Here is a 16130-nt window from a genome sequence, read left to right on the forward strand (position 1 = left end):
AGCTCTGGCTGCAGATTCCCTGTTGGTGGCAGGTACCCCACTATCTATGCAGCACCTGTGTTGCTGCATCATGACTTTGCCCCGAAAATACCTTTCGACAGCTTTTCGCACGTTTTGCAATAGATAGATAGCGCTCTACTTAGGTCTGTCCATTGTGAAACTGCCAAAACTGTTGCCATTCGGTGCAACCGTATTCCTGATCACCACTCGCACATCCTGGGCAGACAACAGCCTGGGTAGTTGCATCGTATCGGTGCTGTGTAGCGGGATCGCTTTCCTATATCTCGTATCAGCCTTTCAGCCCAAAGCTCTCTACTTCAATACCCGGTTTTTCGCGTTCTATTTCATCTCGCTAGCGTATCTGCTGGTGGAAGTTGCGATCGCACAATTTGATTCAGACCCCTATCAGGTGTTGTTTGCTGCCGCTGTCACAGGGGTAGCGATGGTATCAGCGCTATTGGTTGAGCTGTTTTTCTTCATGAGGCAAAAGAAATGGATTTGATTAACAGACTGCAGCAGGGCTATAGCGTATTGGCCCTAGAATCCCCCTTCAGTGAACGGATGCGAGTGCTGGCGGATTTAGAGCAATGGTCAGAGCAGCCGATCTACTTTTGGAGTCCTGGCTATTCCAAAGTGCTGCAGTACAAGAATAACCGTCTGGTCAGCATCGGACAGATAGATCGCTCAGGCAGCATCAATAGTCCTATGGATTTACTCAATGAGGCAGGGATCTACTTACTCGAAGGGGGGCTAGATAAATTCAACCATTTTGTCTGGGTGGATCTGTACCACCGACTCAGGGAAGGCTATACCGTCATTGCCTTGGATCCTGCTCCAGAGCTGCACGATGATTTACGCGCCATCATTCCCCTAGTGATTGATGCAGTACCTGAATATCGGACTGTAGAGCTATGGCTGTGCGAATATCTCAATAGATCGCCGTCGCCGCGACTGGTAAGAGCATGTCTGGGCTTGCATCTTGGCGCACTAGAGCAAATATTGGATCGGGTGGACCACGGTGATGAAGATGCGATGGCCGAAGGCCGGTCGGAGACCATCGCAAATTACGTCATTGGTCAGAAAACCGCTCAGCTCAGCGCGGTCGGTCTAGAGTCGATGGGTCAGCCCGATGTCGAGATTGGTGGCCTCGACCAACTCAAAGAAATGCTGCACAAAACCACCAAGCTGTTCAGCCCAGAGGCAAGAGAAGCGGGCCTCAACTATCCCAAAGGGCTTATTCTCTGGGGTCTCCCCGGTACAGGTAAATCTTTAACAACCAAGACCGCCGCGCATTTGTTGGGTATGCCGCTGCTGGCAACTGACTGGAGCCAGATTATAGACGACAACAATCCAGCCAAAGCAGCAGCTAACTTGAGAGCCATCATTCAAATTGCGGAAGTTCTCTCGCCCTGCGTCCTGGCCTGGGATGACTTTGAGAAGATGCCCCTTGGCGCACTGCACGGCATTTTGCTCACCTGGATGCAGGAGCGGACTAAGCCTGTGTATATCATCAGCAGCGTCAACCGTCTTGAGAAGCTGCCGCCCGAGATGATCCGGGCCGGTCGCTTTGACCAGATCGTATTTGTCGATCTGCCGAAAGAAGGAGAGCGGCAGGAGATCATCGCGCTTCACCTGGCGCGATACACCGAGAGTGTTGAGTTCTCAAAGCTGGACTGGCACAACCTAATTAGTGCCTTCCGCAACTGCACGGCGGCTGAAATAGCTGGTGCTGTCAAGCAAGCTGCTGAAGAAGCTTTTTGTCAGGATAGGGCGGGGCAGATCACCGTGCAGGATTTGGTGCATCAGCGCAGCTTGTTTGTGCCCTCGATGATTCGAGATGAGGATAGTATGTTAGCCATCCGCAAGCTGGCGCACTTGGCTCGCCCTGCCAGCGGTCCCGACAACTCTCAATGGCGAGTACCGCCGAGCGAGATGTTTGAGTTTATGGAGGATTAACAGGATTTTTGGCTTTTGCAATAGCTAGGTAAGCGTTTGACAGGATTTTGGAATTTTTACTAATTGAGGAATTTCCCTATGAGACCTGAAATGATTTTTTTGAGTGTCGCCATCATGTTTTCGGGTTACTTGGGTTTCCCGCCAGGCGTTTGGTGGGCCTGGACTGTATCTGTCTTTTCAACGTTCGCTGCGGCTGCGATCGTGTTGTTGTTGTTGCTTGCCGATAAGTCAAAGCTGATGGAGCACCCGCAGCCTGAAATCAGAGCAGCGGTAATAGGTGTGATGACTTCAATTGCCCAAACAAACTACTGGTTTATTGGCATTGTGAATCTTGCCTTTGTTTTCGGTTTCACAGCTAAAGGCCGCATATGGCTTGCGATCGCCATCGCAATATCCACGTTTTCTATGTTTGTTTTGCGCGAGATTGTTTCACGGCAGCTCCAGAGTGCTGCCGTGGATTAACAGCTTTTTTGGCTTTTGCAATAGATAGCTAGGGGAACTCCCTAAAGCCGAACTCAATCCATAAGCTATGAACCGATTTTTCTTCACCACCTTACTCCTCACCTCTGTTGGTCTAACGACCCCGCTATCTGCCTTGCGGGTGAATGCTCAGCAGTCTTCAGGTCTGCCCTTAACCATTGAGGGCGGTCACGGTACGAAAAAGACGATGACCGTCTCATTAGAGCAGAAGCCAACGAAGAACCTAGGCTTGAACTTGAAGGTCAAGGGTGCTGAAGGTGCCCAGGAAGGCTGGCTCTATGTCAACGGTCAGGTCGTTGCTCCGCTTTTCTCTTGGTACGCCAATCCATCCAACCGCAACCAGATTGCATCCGTTCGGCTGGTGACGCCTGGGGCAGTTTGGCGGGCCGGTCTCAACGATGTCACCTTTGTCGCCCGCAACAACAATACGTTTAAGGTACTCACCGCTAATACTTACGAAACCGAGCGTAAGACCCATTTCACAAACATAGCGAATCGCAATCGAACATCAACGATCTCAGCCCGAAGGCCAGTCAGACGCAGCTCGTCCTACACCTTGACCCAAGCGCCGCAAGCGATCGCCACCGCATCGGTGGGCAGAAAGACACTGACGTTAACGGACTTGATCGCCACTGTTACCCAGCCTCACGACGTTCCTGCTCCGGGAGTTCCACAAAGTTTTGATTTCCAGCAATACCCCAGACCTAGTGTTGCGTCACGGCCTGAGCGATTGGATCAGCCACTTCCAGCCGGTTCTGGCTACGTCAATACCTGGAATCATATCGATTCCCTGCAGAGGGATGCAGCCCCGAACGTCAAAGTAGAGATGGGCAGCATGTTCTTATCTTTCTTCAAGGATGGCAAGTGGCATACAACAGAGATGGGACCGCCGTGCCGTGCCTATACCTATGAATATCCAACGATAGGCACGGGTAAAGATACCGATGTTGCTGCTTGCGAGAACGGGGCTGCTTTTGCGGGGCTAGGTCTAAAGGGCTGGAATAAGCCAAATCGCCATACCCACGGCTGGGTTCAAAACGGCAGAGTTGGCGTGAATTCTGAAGATGTTGAGCACTTTATGGTTTGGGCCTCTGCTCGGACTCAACCGATTGACCCGGGTAAGCCTGCAAATCTTGATGGGCAGAACTACCAGTATGGGATTGGCGGGGATTACTTCAATTCTGATGAAGGTCGGGGTCGCAAGGCAGCGGTTCACTCCAGACGCCAGATCGTAGGCAGTCAATGGAAAACGCTGGTGGGTCACAACATGACGCCGCAAACCATCAAAACGATGTGCGCTCAGGGTAATTTGCCGTCAGAGCTGCCGCTGGTCGGTGGATGCAGCAGTTCTTCGGGGGCGTTTCGTGCCGGTACGAGCAGTACCCCGAATCCATCGCCGAAATCCCTTGCTAAAGCCACGGGTCAAAGCTCTCGAACTCAGACGGCTTCAGTACCTTTCAAGCGCACAGGAACCGGAGTGCTGACGCTCACTCAATTAAGAGATGCGGTGACTAAGCCCCACGAGCAAGCTCCGGCACCGACTGTCCCTAGCAGCTACTGCCAAGCCTATAACGGCAAACCAAGCACCCTCAATCATCCCAGCAACTCAAGCTGTAAGAATGAATTTGGTGATGATCAGTTCAAAAAGTACCGAACGATAAACCCTTGGTTTGTGGCCTACAGCCGCACAAAAACACCGGACACCATTGAAATGGGGGATATGTACATTTCAGTTCTCAAGCGGGGCGTGTGGACAACTCACAACTTTGGCCCACCGGGTCAGGCTTATTTATTTAAGACAGAATCCCTCAACAAGCGGGAGGCGAAAGATGTTGCCACCCTCGGTAACGGTGTCTCGAAGCTGGGATACGGGTTAGATAAATGGCAGAATCCTGCGCTCAGCGCCCACGGCTGGCCGGGTCCACATTGGGATATCGCGCTCAATGATGCTGAGCACATGATGGTGTGGGTCGATGCTAGAACCCAGAAGGAAGGCACTCATGCTGTCGGTGCCGGTCTGGACCTGCGGGACAATGTGCTCAAAACAGGTCTGCCAGCGGCCATCAGAACCCGCCAACGTTTCCTTGGTCCCCAGTGGACAACGATTGTGGGTCACAATATCCACCCTGACCAGCTCGCAACTATCTGTCAGAAGTATGGGTATCCCAGTGCCTTGAAGGTTGAGGGTTGTCCCCAGCAGTAGTTCAGTCAATTTCCCAGCCGTCGTCTTCGACCTCGATCTCCGGGTCGATCTCTGAGTAGCGTTCTGGGAAAAGCTCCTGTTCATAGGACTCGAACATTCTGATATCTTCAGAGGTCACCGCATATTGAACTCTGTCGTTTGTCTCAGTGAAAATAACGCCCCGTTCATCTGTGGCTGAGATAGTGAGCTTATCGTCTGAGAACTCAAGCACATAGTCGTCGTTAACCAGTCGATTGACTCCCTTGTCTTTGGCCTCTTCCCGATAGAAGTTTGCGACATCTGAGAAGGTTTCAATCGTGCTTTGATCTAGCTCATTGTCCTTATCGAGTGCTGGCTCTGGTGCTGGGTAAACCCACGGCTCGATTTCCCTGCCGCTTACCTGTGAGACCAGTCGTTCGAGTAATGTTGCCATCTGGAAGGGGCCAACGCCACCCGGTACCGGCGTCAAATGCTGGGGAATGTCGTAGGCAGAGCGACTGACATCACCGCGAGGTTTTCCTTCGCCGGGAATGAAGCCTGCATCGACGACTAGGCGGTGTTCGGGGATGATGTGTTGCTCATCCAAAAGCTCGGGTGTACCTGTGGCTGAAACGACGATATTCGCTTTACGGGTTTGGGTTTCGTCATCTCCGATTTCGATTTCTATGGTGTCGATACCAGCTTCTTTGAGGAGTTTGACGACTCCTTCGCCCACGTAGCCGCCAGCGCCAACGACAGCTACGGTATCTCCTTCCTGAGCGAAGGATTCGACTAAGCGGTAAATTGTCTCAGAAGTAGCCGAGGTAGGGAAGTAGGGATTATCGCTGCGCATCCCATCGATGTCTTTCTCGAAAGAGATTTGCGGTAGTAGCTTCTTTAAGTCGTCAGGAATTGGATTCTGGACAATCAAACCAACAGAGTTTGCATTGGCCTCTATCAATAGATTCCTAAAGACATCCGGCGTAGTGAGAGAATCAAGTATAGGTTGTTTAACTTGACAGCCAAGTGCTGAAAATGTTTTCGCTTTATGCTCTGTCGAAAATCGAGCGGCTTCGTATTTTGCAAGTTCAATGGGGTCTTGTTCTGTTTCAGGCGGTAGGAAGCGAATAATTGTTACCTGTTCCTGGTTGCAGATGTTTTGAAACTCAGCCAGCCTGGATTTAACTTGTTTGAGGATAGAACTACCGTTGACTTTAGATGTCACGGGCAAGAACTTCCAAAATATCTGCTACAGGAGAGAGTCTAATTTTGGTGTTCAGCTCTTCCACTTCATTGGGCCTGAGAACCCACCATTCAGCGCTCCAGGGTTCTATATGCTCAGGTAGAGGCCACGGTAACGTAACCCGCAGCCATCGCTCTGGCGTGGTCTGGTTCTCGTAGGTATTGGCCTGTGAAAATCTTCCGTAGTGACAGATCCATGTCACCTTCTGAGTGTTCGCCTCATTTAAGTAGATAGGGTATTGTTCTCGGACGGCGAGGGCTAAAGCTTCAAAGTCGATTGAGACATCATGCTCCATCGATTTGTTGCTGTGCAGGCCAGAAGCAACAACAATGACTTCTTCTTTCTGTTCGTCCCTATAAATTCTCAAGAGACAGTGACACGAAGCATCTTCTTCCCGCCAGTGAAAGAGGGTCTCCACCACTGGCGCTAGCTTGTCTGTCTTGACGACTTGATTAACCATTGGCTGACCTCCGAAATCCGGGTATCGATACTTGAGCCTTGTCCTGATACTTGCAGATGGCCTCGGGCATCCAGTCTGCCCAGCCTTGCGCCATTCCATCATACCCGTGACGCCCCTTGTAGAGCTGCTGTAGCTCCTGCGCCCACTGCCCATAGTTTGAGCGACCGATTTCACCTTCAGAGGTCTGCACGTAATCTACCAGCACTTGAGCGTTAAGTCCTATCTCCCGGCCACCGGCCACGCACTGAACAAAGTACTCATAATCGCAGAATACCCGGTAGTCAGGGTTCCAGTGGGGTGCCCCCTGGCGTCGGTGGGTGAACCCGTTGCTATCGAACAGCGATCGCTGAGCAATCAGGTCCGCGATTGTGTCATCTGCCTGGGGTGAGATAAAAGGCTTTCCTGTTTTGACCACTTGCCCTTCGCTGATCACGTCTCGCCGTCGCCACTGCTGCGGCAAACAGCCGAAGTGCTTAGGGTGTTGCTCAAACCATTGGAGCGTATTGGCGACAAACTCAGGTCTTAGCTCGTTGTCATCATCGAGGTAGCAGACGAGATCGCCCTGAGCGTTATCAATACCGAGGTTACGAGCAATGCATAGGCCGAAGCCATCTTGAGGGTGATCGATTTCGATGTAGTGGGTGTGGAAGGGAAATCTTGAGTTTTGCAGTAGGTCTCGGGTGGTGAGGTCTTTGCCGTCATTGATGACGACCCACTCAAAATCGAGACAGGTCTGATGGAGCAGGCTGGGGAGTGCGATCGCTCGAAGCAGATCGGGGCGGTGGTGGGTAGCAGTGATGATGGATAGAGTGAATGGCTGTTCTCCTGTTTAGATGTAGAAACTTTCCAGTCTCTTCAGCATAAGCATTCATGCATTGTCAGGCTCTATAAATTGACCCGTCCGTTTTGTTCGTGAATCTGTATGACAAATGTAGATGTCAATATTGGTGAACCAAATGAAACAAGATCAAGACCATAGCCAGAGCAAGTCTAAAGTTCAGCAGATAACCGACTTTATCGTAATCGCGATGCTTGTCTTTCCAATTGCAGGCTGGTTGGGTAACTTGCTTCAGCCAGCGCCACCCGATAATCAAGTTCCGGCTGCATGGAGTGACGAGCGCTAGCAATAATCAAGTCTGAAGCCTGTCCTACTGTGGTTGTGTCAAGCTTCAGGTTTTCCCCTCTCCTGTGCCCTCTCCTGCGCTGCCACAGCCCTCGCCTCAGCATTCCTCTGGTTCCACTGCTGTCGGGTTTCGTCGGGGTTGGTGGACTTGGGTGGTGCAAATGTTCGGTGGCTGTAGTTGCCTCTGCCTTCTTTAGCTTTCATGGTGTTCATTCGTAGGTTGTCTTGATGTGAAGGCTCTAACGGCACTGATTAAAAACAGTCCAATGAAGAGCCATTGAGAGGTATTCATTGCGGTTGAAGTGATCTTTGAGAACCCAGGAATATCAAAGACATCTGATGTATTCAAAACTATTGGGCGCATGATGATTACTGTCCCTACACCGCAAGCCGCTGCTGCAGGGGTAGCAAATCTTGCGAGAGTGGTTTGCTCATCTTGTCTTGCGAGGGCGCTGATTTCCTCGTCCCGCGCTAATTGACTCTCCTCTTTCTTTGTGATGTCTGCAGGATCAGCCTCCTTAAGCGCTTGGAGTGCAGCATCTGCCGACTGAAAACGTCGTCCTAGAACATCATCGATCATCTTATCGAGGACATCTGCGAACTCTTCGCGGACTGGTTTCCCGGCCAGCTCAAGCCGCCACTGCAGAGCGCCGGTCATTGGGTCTGCTGCAATGCTCATTGGGCTGGTGCCAGTAAGCAGATGAATGCAAGTCATTCCCAGGCTATAGATATCACTAGCAAAGGTTGTTTTACCTCGCATCTGCTCAGTTGAGGCATAGCCCACTGAACCGATCATGGTGCCGGTTTTAGCTAGCACCGTCTCTGAAACTCGCTTTGCAGCTCCGAAGTCCACCAATACCAGCGCACCGTCGCTCTGTCGTCGAATGATGTTGGCGGGCTTGATATCGCGGTGAATGACCCCGCTGCCGTGCAAGTAGCGCAGTAGCGGCAAGATGCCCTTTAGTAGGCTGTCGATCTCCTCTTCAGTAAAAGTTTGACCTTTCTGGAGGCTTTGCTGCAGGCTTTCTCCAGCGATGTACTCTTGAACGATAAATAACCTGCTACCTTCCTCGAAGAAGTCGTAAAACTCGGGAATCTGGGGATGTGTGCCCACTTCTTTGAGTCGTTCGGCTTCTTGACGGAATAGCTGGGTGGCCTGCTCTGAAGCATTTTCCTGAGACGGCGCGAATTCTTTGATAACACAGCGCTTTCGGTTGCTGGACTCGGCCAGATACGTTTTTCCGAACCCGCCTTTGCCTAGCTCTCTGATGATTCGATAGTTGTTGAGCAAAATTGTTGAGTTCATGCTTTTTTTACTCGCTCTTTTGGGCTTGATGCTTCTTGACTTTTCCGGCCAGTGTCTTGAGTTGAGAGCGCAGCTCCTCAATACTTTGACACAGCCTTCGCTCCTCTCCTCGAAGCGCACTGAGAACAGTTGTCCGCGACATTTCCTTTACGGCTTTCCAGAGTAGTTCGTTGGCCTGCTGTGGCTTTGCTTGGGCGGCATTTGTAAGCAAGCCAGAGATTAGGAGGCTTTGAGTTTCTGGCAGCAGCTCTAGATTGATATCAGCTTGCGTATGAGTAGCGGGGCTGTGCTTAATAGCCTGCATAATCAACCTCGCATGGCCTGATCTTGATTGGAATATCTTTGACTTGCAGGTGAGCGGAGTAATATCTCCAGGCATCATCACAGGCTCGAAGCTCAGCTCCTGGCTGCACTAGGTTTTCGTTGAGTGCTTGAGCGTTATTTGAAAGCTTTTCCAGTACGCTATCGAAAGGGACCGGAGCTTTTTTGACCTGATCGTTGATTCGGAATTGCGCCATTTGTCTTTCCTTGGGTCTTTCTACTTGTCTATTGCAACTGCGGCAAAAAGCTGTTGATTCACGCTGTAGCCTGTCCATAAAAACGGCTGGCTTGACCTGCGGCATTCCCCTGGCAAACGCTAGCCCACTCCTCGAACAGCTTCCGCTCTGCCACAGTCCACGGCAGCATCCGCCGCAGGTCCGCTAGCGCTTCCCTGGCTTGCCAGTGCTCAGAGAAGTAGCCCTCGACCATTGCCCAGTTGCAGAGCACTACGTCTCTGAACGTCCGGGCTTCGTGAGGCGTGAGCTTCCCCGAAATCGGCGGTAAACCTTCGTCTAAACAAAAGCCGATCAGGTCATCGCGAGTATAGCCAGTGAACCCCTTCAGCAATCGCCAGTCAACTACAGCCGTCTTGGGCTGACTTGGGTTCAACTGCTGCTGGTACTGCTGCCAGCCTGCAGCCGTAGCGCGGTGGTGGGCATCGGGGGCCAGAAGTGATTCGTTAAGAGCGATCGCATCTTGCTTGAGCGGCACGATCACTTGTGAGAAGGCTCTGGAATACTTTGGTACCTTTTCGTCGAGGAAGCTCATGCCCTCACCCCCTGAGCTGCCCGAACGTTAGCGATCGCCTGCCCAGCGACGGCTCTCCAGTCGGTGTTCTCGTCCCACTCCAGAAAGATGCGCTTGTACCCTAACCAGACATTGCAGAACAAGACAGATTCATCCTGCGTTCCTGGCTGCGCTTCCAGGGTGACGGGCTGCTGCAGTTGAGCCGGTGTTAGACTTGCGATCGCAACTAGAAAGCTTTTGGCGAACGTAGAATCATGGCCGCATTCAATGACGACGGGGCGGTGCGCGGCAAGGGTGATATTGAGTTTGCAGCACTCCTTGCCTCGCCGCTCAACCTTCGGAAACTCGATGGCCTTTAGATAGCCGGTGAGGGACGGTCGAAGCTCTTGTGGCTCACTATCAACGAGCTGGAACCAGAGCTTATTGCCATTGGCTCTGTGGGCATAGAGATAGAGGGTACGGAGTGATTCTCCAAATCCTAGGGGTCTGTGATGGAGCGTCTGCATTGTTCAAATCTCCTTTGCTTCGATAGTGATGAGTTGCTGTCTGGCTCCCTGCATAAGAGCTGGGATTTCTAGCAGGTGTAGAGCAGACGACGGGCACAGGAGCGCTGCACCCCTGGCCGTGATATGACCGCTTTCGAGTAGGCTATTAAGCTGGCCCACGGTGACGAGCGAAACAACATTTTCGGGGTCGCTCTGTAGCTGTGGCGGTAGGTTTAATGAATGCATGTCAGTGAGTCCTTCTGATTGGATAAATATTTCTGTGCTGGGTGGCCGCGAGAGAGTTGAGATCGCAAGTAAAACCCCAGCAATCACGAGCCTTCGTATTCCGAGGGCAGCATCAGACAACCCTCGACAACGAATAGCTCTAGTTCAGGTAGGGGGAAGGCTGTAGCCCGGACTTGACGGCCAAACTCTGGAGATGTGTTGAGCCTATCCCTGTAGCAAAACAGGACAGGAGTGCTGCCATTGTGGAATTTCCAGCATTGGAACTGCTGTAGTTCTTTGCTCTCTGTAATGCTGGTGCCTTTTTGGTGAGATGAGATCGCAAGTACTAACCACTCAATTTCAAGCTTTTCAATGGTGTATAGAATTCCATCTGTGTATAAAAGGCCAGTGAAATGTCGATGGCGGGTTGGGCTAGGCTGAAACTGCCTGAGCCGTTGCTCAAGTTCTTTCGGTTTCATGTGTCTTACTCCTGTATGGCCCTTGCAGTGGTCGGGCGTTTGTATTGCTGCGGGGGCGCTATGGCCCCCAATAGCTTTAGTGTTCGGAGGGAAGCAGTAGCGTTCCTTGCTCCAGATAGAGCTTGATGCTCTCTAGAGGAAAGTTCGTCATCGGTATGAGTTGTGTGATCGCAGGTTCGCAGGTGCTGGGGCTGTCTTCGTAGCAGGCTAGGACTGCGCTTTTGTCCTTATTGACTGTGAGTGTCCAGAGCTGGAACTCTTGTAAATCAGGGTTGTATATGATCTGATAGCTTTTCTGGTGAGATGCGATCGCATCGATGAGCCAATGTGCTCCAGCCTCGTCAGCCAGCGTTTTGACGCCTTCTGTGTATAAGATTTTCAGCCAATGCTTATACAGCGTTTCGCTGCCAATGCATTGCGCGAGTTCTGCCTGTAGCTTTTCTGCTGTAATCATTTGTATTCCTTTCCCTGTAGCGATGGGTTTACGGTCTGGACGCGACTCATATCCGACCTGTGCTTAGCCTTGGTCTTGTTGAGCCGCGCAATAGTATTCGTCTATCGTCTGCATCTTGCCGATGTACAGCCCGAGTGCTCTTTCCCATTGCGGAATGAGGTATTGCTGTTGCCACTGTGTTGGTTGCTTAATGCCCTTCTCGAAGCTTAAAAGGTTGTCGATAACCCGCTGGCAGTTTTCAACAATGCCGTATGCACCATGAGCTATCCAGTGCTTGTCACCGTTGGCGGAGAGCTTTGTCTCAAGTTCAGAGCCAGTATCGTCTTCGCTTGTTAGAGCCAAAAGCTCGTCAATTGAGTGGGAGAGGGTGTTGATAAAATCCGTGGCTTTCATGGGTCTTTCTCCTTTTCCCTGTAGCGATGGGTTTACGGAAGTGATGCGGCGGGGCGCTATGGCCCCTGTTGTTTGCGTTAGTAGGTCCGCATGAAGCGAACGAATTCAGACGAATCGTTCATGTAATGGGGATCTATCTCCAGGCAATTGTCGAAGTAGTTTGCGATAGCTTGGTCTGGTGATTTGCCCGTGCTGACTGCGAATATCTCAGGGTCATCGTTGGAATCTGAGGCAGTCCAGGTGCATGGTATTGGTGCGGCTGCAACGTTAAGCATTAGTATTCTCCGGTTGTACCCCTGTAGCGCTGGGGTTTGCAATAGTGAGGCGATGGGGGCGCTGCGGCCCCCTTTGGCTAAAACTGATCGTCGATGGCTGCGATACGGTCGTCGGCTGCGGTTTCCCACTCGGGGCAGTAGAGTTCGATAAGGTTGGGGGAAACGCTGCCTATAGTGCAATTGGCTTCAACCCAGGCTTTGATGCGTTGGACGTAACCACCTTTGCGCTCACAGGCGAAGAGATAATCTTCGCGGACCATACGCCCGTGGTCGCGGTCGAACTGCTCGACGCAGGCAGTGACGGAGAAGAGTTGCGACTGCTGGGCTGTTGCAGGGGCGAGAGTTATTAATGACATAATGAAAATCTCCTGATTTGTCGTTGGGAGTGCATTGGCATCGCTTGTTTCTTGGTGGGAGTAGGCGATGTCTTTGCCGTATGTATGTATAATAGCATAAAGCACTGTGTACAGTGAATCAATCTGTGTTTTGTTTCGTTTGTTTACATAGGCCGATAGTGTTAGGCTATAGCTGTCGAATCACTGTGTACGGCAATGCCGAACCCGAAAGGAAATACTGAAAGCCTCAAGCATTTTGCTCGGGGGGATGATTCTAAGGAGCCGCTTGCGGATCAGCCTGTGCAGGTTCGCTTACCTGTTTCCCTTGATGCCAAGGTGCGTGCGCTTCAAAATCGAACGGCCTGGATGCGTAAGGTGTTAATTGAAGCTGCAGAGCGTGAGGGGCTGATATGACAGCATCAACACCGAACGATAACTCCACCGAACAGCAGTTGCTTGCCAAGCTTGAGGTTATCTCTAAGCAGCTTGAGCAAAATAAGAAGCAGCTCAAGCAAAATCAACAGCAGTTTGAGTTATTTGAGCAGCGCAGTAAGTGGGATGATCGGGCGTGGCGCGTGATTCAGTTTGCTGGCGGTGCGTCGATTACTCTCTCTGTTGCTGCATCCTTAGGGCTTTTGTTCCTGATTGCGCGTGTTGCTTTTGGCGGCTAACACCATGACCCCTCAGGATTTTATTCAGGCCGAAGGTATCGAAAACGTACTCACCGCCGCCATAGAACACGCTGAGATCAAAGCCATGCTCTACGGCTCATTGGGCGATACGGATAACTACCGTTACTGGGTAAAGGTTTGGTGGTCGTTAGCCTCAGCTTGTGATCGCATGATCACAGATTTTGATACAGATGAGGCGCTGTCGGCGTGGCAAGAACATCAGGGGTTGCGCTCGGAGATCTGAGGAGTTGTGATCGCAAAGTTAGAGGGGATGCCTTTGGCCTATAGTTCGTCAAAAGCATTTAATAGTTGTTGTACTCGCTCAACTCGCTCTGTTGATTTATCGATCATTAATGAAGAGCTGGAGAGGCTGTAATCGAGCTGTAGAAAATCACTCTCAGTAATTGTCCTTTGATAGAGGCGAGAAAGAGTCTGTTTACACTCCGAAATTTGCTGGTCAATTTCAGAGGCTTGATTCTCCAAACTTTTCTCAGGGTAGGCTCTCCCTGCTAGAACCCATCTGTTTGCTTTCCTGGATACGTATTCAAGCTCTTCCTTTTGTTCTTGTAATGAAATCACTGATTCTACAATAGGTTTGCCTGCTAATAAGATGATTCTGGCAATATTTTGAGAGCATTTTTTGATATCAAAATACTCATCGATTATGTCGCGGTATCGGTAAACATCTGTGTCGCCAGTGTTATATTTTCCAACGAATCCAACCTTATTACTCCAATCTAATTCAAAAATGAATCCGTGTTCGTTTGGATTGCTTCTGCAAACAATCTCCCAAGAGATGTATCGTTTCTTCCAGAACATAGTTTTGCCTCAGAAAATTAGTAATAAATACAGGTCTTACTCAATTTCTTTGACCACCGTTACTTTTCGTCCTTCGACTGACTTATACCCTCGCCGTTGTAAAAATGCTTGGTACCATTCGTTTGGAATTTCTAAATCCCGATTATAGGTGTAGATCTTCTTCACGCCCTGGCTTTTCAGGAAATCTTCGCAACATCCCCAGAGCTGATTCATCAAGACTTCGTGGCCGATGCGTCCTTTGATCTCGCCCTCAAAAAATGCCTCCCACAACACCCCGACCTCTCCGCCCCACCAGAGCTGAGCGCAGCCGCAGTCTTTTAAGATCACTGGGATACTATGGACGCCGGTAACTTTCCCTGGTCCACTGTGAGGCATAGCTACCCCGATGATGGGCTGCGGCCAGGGCAGGACCGGCTTCAGTCATCTTCTGAGCTGATGCTGTATTGGATTCCTGAAACTGCAGCTACAACTGCCATGATGCTTGAAAAGGCCACGGTAAACGCTTTCGTGTGCGGGACGACTGAATCTGCTAGGTCGAATGTTCTTCCGATACTGGAATCTGGGACAAGAACCAATCCTACTAAAAGTATGGAGCTAGGAATAGCGATTCCGAGTATCTCGCTTGGAGTCGAAGGCAAAGTCTTCATAAAATTACTGTTGTGATTTGGTACTTATTCGAGTTGCGATGGTCTCCGACCGGCCTGCCTCCAGAGGAGGAGCTTCGCTAACGGCCATCGCAACTTGATAGAAGTCTATTGGAAGAGCGAGAGCTGAGCATCAGCTTCGGATGTATCTTGTTTGGGTTTGCTCTTTTGGCTGGGGCAAGGCTGGTTGATGCCCCCAAAAGCTTAGCTCCCGCTCTCGCCATTGACTCCAGCGTTCATCGGCCTCTGAATAGCTATGCAGAGACTGCAGTAGAGCAGCATCAATACGCTTCTGTAAGGGGTCTAACGGCTCAGCCAAGAGCGACAACTGAAGATGACATTTCATGGTTATTATCGAATTTAAGTGGGTTAAGGTCTGGTGGTCACTCACTTCAGCTTGCGATTGCCGAAGGCAGGCTTACGCCATCGCATGATCACCGATCTTGATGTAGATGAGGCGCTGTCGGCATGGCAGGAATACCAGGGGTTGCGATCGCAGATTTGAGGGAGTTGCGATCTCATGATTACAGTTTTTGTGGGCGATGAAGCGCTGGCGGCGTGGAAAGAGTGCCAGGGGATGCGATCTGAGATTTGATGGGTCTATCGAGGGTTGCTTCCCATAAAGCCCCTACAGTCGAAAAAGTGTTAAACCTATATTCGGGAAAATGAAGTTTAACTAAGATCTGCTTCAAGAGTCATTGTCGATCGTGCTATCGACTCCAGCTCACTATCATTAAAGTACAAGGGGTTTATTTTCCATGAATTGCTGCCTGAGTCCCAGAGAATAGCACCTCTGGCGGTCAGCATGACTAGATTCTCTGGGTTTGCCGTTCCATCTAAAACTGTCATTCTCTCTGTCCGAAAAAGCTCAGTTGTCGATTCCTGGTAATCGTGGATGGCTTCTAGTGTTTGACCTTTTGAGATTTGCTCTGACCCAGCGGAAGTAAATAGGAGGACTATATTGTTTACTATTGACCAAAAATAGAAGTTGTTGAGAATATAGTGCCGCAGCAACTCGATACTCTCATATGAAAAAACGGCAGGCAGGACTTGATTTTTAGTTAACTCACAATTGCTTAATTGATTAGCTAACGAGTGTAGGGATAAAGGCACATATCTTTCCCAAGGTTCCACATAGGACCTCCGATCGCAATATGTCCTGCACGCTAATGTCGCTAAATTGAGAAGCTCAGCTCTACTTTTTGTTGCAGTCATAGCCAATTACCTTTTATCCACTTAGCGTTATCTTTATTTAATCTTTCGTTTGATGATTTGCGATCGCATCAGGTTTACCTCGTTGCTTTGGAAAGTTTCAGTTCTCAGTGATTACAGGTTGTACTCTTTGCTCAGAGTAATCCTCACCAGCTCCGGGTTGTCAGCCGCTGAATAGGGCGTCCCCTGAGCGGCCAGTAGCGCTCGTGTGCCCGCTGCTGTTCTGGGGTCTTACGAAAGTGCGTGTTTCCGGGGACGGCCAGGGTAGGGCTAGTTGGGTGGTCATGGCAATGTGTCTCTAAAATGCTTGTGCTGTTCTCCGACCACCTCTATCTCGTGAG

At 50.6% G+C, this 16130-nt stretch carries 26 protein-coding genes and 1 pseudogene; 9 read left to right on the forward strand and 18 right to left on the reverse strand.

The genetic code is table 11. The features are described from left to right. Positions 1–154 precede the first annotated feature (154 nt). The 4 genes from C1752_RS25415 to C1752_RS25430 all read left to right on the forward strand — a co-directional run bounded on the left by C1752_RS25415 (position 155) and on the right by C1752_RS25430 (position 4639). Positions 155–502: a hypothetical protein gene (locus tag C1752_RS25415; RefSeq protein ID WP_110988852.1), complete on the forward strand. Its 348-nt coding sequence runs from the start codon at positions 155–157 to the stop codon at positions 500–502. Beyond that, positions 493–1956: an AAA family ATPase gene (locus C1752_RS25420; RefSeq protein ID WP_110988853.1), complete on the forward strand. Its 1464-nt coding sequence runs from the start codon at positions 493–495 to the stop codon at positions 1954–1956. Before C1752_RS25415 ends, C1752_RS25420 begins: the two co-directional genes overlap by 10 nt. 78 nt (positions 1957–2034) lie before the next feature. Continuing rightward, on the forward strand, positions 2035–2418 hold the full coding sequence (locus C1752_RS25425; RefSeq protein WP_110988854.1) for a hypothetical protein: 384 nt from the start codon (positions 2035–2037) through the stop codon (positions 2416–2418). Between the two features lie 67 nt (positions 2419–2485). Next, on the forward strand, positions 2486–4639 hold the full coding sequence (locus tag C1752_RS25430) for a hypothetical protein (RefSeq protein WP_110988855.1): 2154 nt from the start codon (positions 2486–2488) through the stop codon (positions 4637–4639). 1 nt (position 4640) lies between these two features. Here C1752_RS25430 and C1752_RS25435 read toward each other — a convergent pair whose 3' ends face one another. The 4 genes and pseudogenes from C1752_RS25435 to C1752_RS30565 form a co-directional block, all read right to left on the reverse strand. Beyond that, on the reverse strand, positions 4641–5822 hold the full coding sequence (locus tag C1752_RS25435) for a bifunctional 5,10-methylenetetrahydrofolate dehydrogenase/5,10-methenyltetrahydrofolate cyclohydrolase (protein ID WP_110988856.1): 1182 nt from the start codon (positions 5820–5822) through the stop codon (positions 4641–4643). Beyond that, on the reverse strand, positions 5812–6300 hold the full coding sequence (locus C1752_RS25440; RefSeq protein ID WP_110988857.1) for a hypothetical protein: 489 nt from the start codon (positions 6298–6300) through the stop codon (positions 5812–5814). The genes C1752_RS25435 and C1752_RS25440 overlap by 11 nt, the downstream gene beginning before the upstream one ends. After that, positions 6293–6760, reverse strand: coding sequence for a hypothetical protein (locus tag C1752_RS30560; protein WP_233501888.1), 468 nt, complete (start codon positions 6758–6760; stop codon positions 6293–6295). The genes C1752_RS25440 and C1752_RS30560 overlap by 8 nt, the downstream gene beginning before the upstream one ends. Positions 6761–6778: 18 nt before the next feature. Then, positions 6779–7102: pseudogene (locus C1752_RS30565) on the reverse strand (glycosyltransferase family 2 protein); the annotation flags it as partial. Between the two features lie 154 nt (positions 7103–7256). Between C1752_RS30565 and C1752_RS28695 the strand changes: the two are divergent. Next, the gene (locus tag C1752_RS28695; RefSeq protein ID WP_158535215.1) at positions 7257–7424 is read left to right on the forward strand and encodes a hypothetical protein; all 168 of its coding nucleotides are present in this window, start codon (positions 7257–7259) and stop codon (positions 7422–7424) included. 38 nt (positions 7425–7462) lie between these two features. On the opposite strand, the gene C1752_RS28700 is transcribed toward C1752_RS28695, so the two are convergent. The 11 genes from C1752_RS28700 to C1752_RS25500 all read right to left on the reverse strand — a co-directional run bounded on the left by C1752_RS28700 (position 7463) and on the right by C1752_RS25500 (position 12464). Then, positions 7463–7627: a hypothetical protein gene (locus C1752_RS28700; RefSeq protein WP_158535216.1), complete on the reverse strand. Its 165-nt coding sequence runs from the start codon at positions 7625–7627 to the stop codon at positions 7463–7465. Then, entirely contained in the window at positions 7617–8729 is a 1113-nt protein-coding gene (locus tag C1752_RS25450) for a serine/threonine-protein kinase (RefSeq protein ID WP_110988859.1), read from the reverse strand. Before C1752_RS25450 ends, C1752_RS28700 begins: the two co-directional genes overlap by 11 nt. Before the next feature lie 7 nt (positions 8730–8736). Next, positions 8737–9033: a hypothetical protein gene (locus C1752_RS25455; protein ID WP_110988860.1), complete on the reverse strand. Its 297-nt coding sequence runs from the start codon at positions 9031–9033 to the stop codon at positions 8737–8739. Next, positions 9020–9247: a hypothetical protein gene (locus C1752_RS25460; protein WP_110988861.1), complete on the reverse strand. Its 228-nt coding sequence runs from the start codon at positions 9245–9247 to the stop codon at positions 9020–9022. The genes C1752_RS25455 and C1752_RS25460 overlap by 14 nt, the downstream gene beginning before the upstream one ends. A gap of 58 nt (positions 9248–9305) precedes the next feature. Next, positions 9306–9818 carry a hypothetical protein gene (locus tag C1752_RS25465; protein ID WP_110988862.1) on the reverse strand — a complete coding sequence of 171 codons (513 nt, stop codon included), beginning with the start codon at positions 9816–9818 and terminating at the stop codon, positions 9306–9308. Continuing rightward, positions 9815–10303: a hypothetical protein gene (locus tag C1752_RS25470; protein ID WP_110988863.1), complete on the reverse strand. Its 489-nt coding sequence runs from the start codon at positions 10301–10303 to the stop codon at positions 9815–9817. Before C1752_RS25470 ends, C1752_RS25465 begins: the two co-directional genes overlap by 4 nt. Positions 10304–10306: 3 nt before the next feature. Continuing rightward, positions 10307–10528: a hypothetical protein gene (locus C1752_RS25475; RefSeq protein WP_110988864.1), complete on the reverse strand. Its 222-nt coding sequence runs from the start codon at positions 10526–10528 to the stop codon at positions 10307–10309. Between the two features lie 83 nt (positions 10529–10611). Continuing rightward, a complete protein-coding gene (locus C1752_RS25480) occupies positions 10612–10986 on the reverse strand; it encodes a DUF6876 family protein (protein WP_110988865.1) in 375 nt (124 codons plus the stop codon). 76 nt (positions 10987–11062) lie between these two features. After that, complete coding sequence (locus tag C1752_RS25485; protein ID WP_110988866.1) at positions 11063–11440, reverse strand: DUF6876 family protein; 378 nt, start codon at positions 11438–11440, stop codon at positions 11063–11065. A 63-nt stretch (positions 11441–11503) separates the two neighbouring features. Beyond that, positions 11504–11833, reverse strand: a complete 330-nt coding sequence (locus tag C1752_RS25490) for a hypothetical protein (protein WP_110988867.1) — start codon at positions 11831–11833, stop codon at positions 11504–11506. A gap of 352 nt (positions 11834–12185) precedes the next feature. Next, positions 12186–12464, reverse strand: a complete 279-nt coding sequence (locus C1752_RS25500; RefSeq protein WP_146242434.1) for a hypothetical protein — start codon at positions 12462–12464, stop codon at positions 12186–12188. A gap of 195 nt (positions 12465–12659) precedes the next feature. On the opposite strand from C1752_RS25500, the gene C1752_RS25505 reads away from it, so the two are divergent. The 3 genes from C1752_RS25505 to C1752_RS25515 are packed head-to-tail and all read left to right on the forward strand — an operon-like array spanning position 12660 to position 13358. Beyond that, the gene (locus C1752_RS25505; RefSeq protein ID WP_110988870.1) at positions 12660–12857 is read left to right on the forward strand and encodes a hypothetical protein; all 198 of its coding nucleotides are present in this window, start codon (positions 12660–12662) and stop codon (positions 12855–12857) included. Then, positions 12854–13114: a hypothetical protein gene (locus C1752_RS25510; RefSeq protein ID WP_110988871.1), complete on the forward strand. Its 261-nt coding sequence runs from the start codon at positions 12854–12856 to the stop codon at positions 13112–13114. Before C1752_RS25505 ends, C1752_RS25510 begins: the two co-directional genes overlap by 4 nt. Positions 13115–13118: 4 nt before the next feature. After that, the gene (locus C1752_RS25515; RefSeq protein ID WP_146242435.1) at positions 13119–13358 is read left to right on the forward strand and encodes a hypothetical protein; all 240 of its coding nucleotides are present in this window, start codon (positions 13119–13121) and stop codon (positions 13356–13358) included. Between the two features lie 38 nt (positions 13359–13396). On the opposite strand, the gene C1752_RS25520 is transcribed toward C1752_RS25515, so the two are convergent. The 3 genes from C1752_RS25520 to C1752_RS25535 form a co-directional block, all read right to left on the reverse strand. Next, positions 13397–13933, reverse strand: a complete 537-nt coding sequence (locus C1752_RS25520; protein ID WP_110988873.1) for a hypothetical protein — start codon at positions 13931–13933, stop codon at positions 13397–13399. Positions 13934–13969: 36 nt separating this feature from the next. Beyond that, positions 13970–14308 (reverse strand): hypothetical protein, encoded by a 339-nt coding sequence (locus C1752_RS25525; RefSeq protein WP_146242436.1) that lies wholly within the window; start codon positions 14306–14308, stop codon positions 13970–13972. 402 nt (positions 14309–14710) lie between these two features. Then, complete coding sequence (locus C1752_RS25535; protein WP_110988876.1) at positions 14711–14923, reverse strand: hypothetical protein; 213 nt, start codon at positions 14921–14923, stop codon at positions 14711–14713. Positions 14924–14956: 33 nt separating this feature from the next. Between C1752_RS25535 and C1752_RS29795 the strand changes: the two genes are divergently transcribed. After that, positions 14957–15082 carry a hypothetical protein gene (locus C1752_RS29795; protein ID WP_274704543.1) on the forward strand — a complete coding sequence of 42 codons (126 nt, stop codon included), beginning with the start codon at positions 14957–14959 and terminating at the stop codon, positions 15080–15082. Positions 15083–16130: the final 1048 nt, after the last annotated feature.

Origin of the sequence: Acaryochloris thomasi RCC1774 (genome assembly GCF_003231495.1) — a bacterium.
In the GTDB taxonomy this organism is placed as follows: Bacteria; Cyanobacteriota; Cyanobacteriia; order Thermosynechococcales; family Thermosynechococcaceae; genus RCC1774.